At 46.5% G+C, this 2,588-nt stretch carries 3 protein-coding genes; 2 read left to right on the forward strand and 1 reads right to left on the reverse strand.

Translation table 11 applies throughout. The annotated features are described in order from the left end of the window. Positions 1-556, reverse strand: a 556-nt coding sequence (locus tag IE090_RS17700) for an IS110 family RNA-guided transposase (protein WP_189390446.1), incomplete at its 3' end; no start/stop codon positions are given. A gap of 174 nt (positions 557-730) precedes the next feature. Here IE090_RS17700 and IE090_RS17705 point away from each other — a divergent pair. Next, positions 731-1,735, forward strand: a complete 1,005-nt coding sequence (locus tag IE090_RS17705; protein ID WP_189390447.1) for a transposase — start codon at positions 731-733, stop codon at positions 1,733-1,735. Positions 1,736-1,959: 224 nt separating this feature from the next. Continuing rightward, the gene (locus IE090_RS17710) at positions 1,960-2,496 is read left to right on the forward strand and encodes an AAA family ATPase (protein ID WP_189390448.1); all 537 of its coding nucleotides are present in this window, start codon (positions 1,960-1,962) and stop codon (positions 2,494-2,496) included. Positions 2,497-2,588: the final 92 nt, after the last annotated feature.

Genomic DNA, 2,588 nt, shown 5'->3' on the forward strand with positions numbered 1-2,588 from the left:
ATTCAACCAATGTGTGCTCAATCTCTTTGCGAATAATGGCAGATAAGGCTGGGTCTTCCATCGCCTCCCTCAGCTTTACTGCTAGGGCTTCAATGCCTTCTGGAAAACTGTACCCATAATCGGCCAATAAACCGCGCATTTGATTCATTAATCCGGTTCGAGTCGCCACGCACCGTTCGCGAATGCGATGCAACACTTGGATATCCTGCTGCGACTCTGATTTAACCGGTACCATACGCATGCCAGGTCGTCGTGCTGCTTCTGCAATCGCCAACGCATCGTTACGATCATTTTTATTGCCGCGCACAAAAGGCGTGACGTGTTGTGCTGGAATCAAACCCACATGATGATCGGCCTGCTGTGCATATCGACCCCAGTAGTGAGATGAATAACAGGCTTCCATAAAGACCTGAGAAGGCTCATGCGTGGTCAAAAACTCTTTAAATTTTGGTCGACTTAGACGCAGGCTTTTGACGACCTGATTCTGCTCCGACAGGATGCATACCTGAAAGACAGACTTTGCCAAATCAACCGCAACTGTATTACCCTTGTTCATGTGGACGCTCCTCATTTGTTGAGTTTTTTGTTGAACTAAAACTTTAGCGCTTTTGACGCTGGAACCAAATGGGAGAGCGTCCATCCCATCAGTCATTATAAGAAAACTGCCTGATGGCAGCGCCTAAATCTGCTGGCTAGGCTGTAAGCAGATCCTGTTCACTGGGAGTCGGCCATGCCTAAACCGCGCAAAGAACTCGTTTCTCTGGAAGCCACGCCGTATTATCACTGTGTCTCACGCTGTGTGCGACGTGCTTTTTTATGCGGCTTTGATCAGGAAGGGCGCAGCTTTGAGCATCGCCGAGGCTGGATTGAGTCATTACTGCTAGAGCAAGCCCAGGTCTTTGCCATAGAAATCGCTGCCTATGCAGTGATGTCGAATCACTTTCATGTGGTGCTGCATGTTACACAGGATCAGGCCGCGAGCTGGTCTGTACGTGAAGTAATTGAGCGCTGGCACCGGCTGTACAAAGGTAATGCGTTTACTCAGCGTTATCTGTTGGGTGAAGCTCTGAGCTCGGTGGAAGAGCAGTTAGTTGAAAAGTACGCCAACGAATGGCGTGAGCGTTTAACCTCCATTAGCTGGTTTATGCGCCGTTTGAATGAAAAAATTGCGCGCATGGCCAACGAAGAGGACGAATGTACTGGCCATTTCTGGGAAGGTCGTTTTAAATCTCAGGCACTGCTCGACGAAAAAGCACTGGCTGCCTGCATGGCCTACGTGGATTTAAACCCTATTAGAGCAGGCATGGCGAAAACACCTGAAACGTCTGATTATACTTCGATCAAAAAACGCAGCCGTAAAGCACAGCAAGCCAGTTCACCCAATCATCCATTTCAACAAGTCCCCGAGCTATTTAACTTCGCTGGTAACCCTCGTGAAAAAATGCCGGAAGGCATCCCAATGCAGTTAACCGGCTACATCGACTTGGTGGACTGGACAGGCAGACAAATACGCGACGATAAACGCGGTTATATTTATCAAGGCCTGCCACCCGCGCTGCTCAGGCTAGGAATTGATCCACAACACTGGCTGGTGATGACGCAACAGTTTGAAAGCCAGTTTAAAGGCCTGGTAGGCAGTGCTCAGCAGCTAAAGGCCAAACTGAGCTGCTTTTTCCGCGACAGCAAACAACATAGAACGGCTGGTATTGGTGCTTGCCAGCAGCTGCTGACTTAACAGAAAACAGTAAAATCTATGCATCAAAAGCCTGTTTGCTCAACAAGCAAAAGTTAGCTTTGCCTGAAACCATATTTTGCTAGTTAAATTACTTTCTGCCTCAGTGGTAGACGGTGTTCAATACCACCAGCAATCGGGGTTGAAAGTAAACAGCCATACTTGGTTTTGCATGAATGCCCAGCTTTTTATCGATTTTTTAAGATCTGGCTTTTCAAGGAGGTTTCATGAACAATCGGGTAGTTTTTACTGGTGGCCCAGGCTCAGGAAAAACTTCGGTCATTAAATTTTTAGAGAAATTAGGTTACCCAAGTGCTAAAGAAGTCGGCCGTAAAATCATTAAAACACAGACTGAACGGAATGGGGACGCTTTACCTTGGAAAGATAAAGTCGCATTCCGCGATGCAATGGTTCTTGAAGAGCTCAACAATTACAAAGTACACGACAACTCAACTCTGACTTTCTTTGATCGATGCATTATTGATTCTTATGGGTACAGCCAGCTTAAACAAATAGCTATTTCAGAGATCTTATTAAGAAGTTGCCGCGAGCTCACCTATCACAGAAAAGTATTCATTTTCCCACCGTGGGAGACGATTTATGAAAATGACATCGAGCGGAAGCAAGATTTTAATGAGGCTGTTGCGACATACCATGAAATGGTAAAAGCCTACGAAAGGTTTGGTTATGAACTGATTGAAGTTCCAAAGGTTTCAGTCGAAGAAAGAGCACAGTTCATCGTAAGCAAACTGAGCGACCGCTAACAAAGCGTTTAAGACGGATTCATAACGTTGAGGGTGTTCAAAATTCTGTGTCAGCCAGTCACAGGTCGATGTGAGCGTCTAAACGCCCCTCA

The sequence above is a fragment of the Bacterioplanes sanyensis genome, assembly GCF_014652515.1.
GTDB lineage: Bacteria > Pseudomonadota > Gammaproteobacteria > Pseudomonadales > Oceanobacteraceae > Bacterioplanes > Bacterioplanes sanyensis.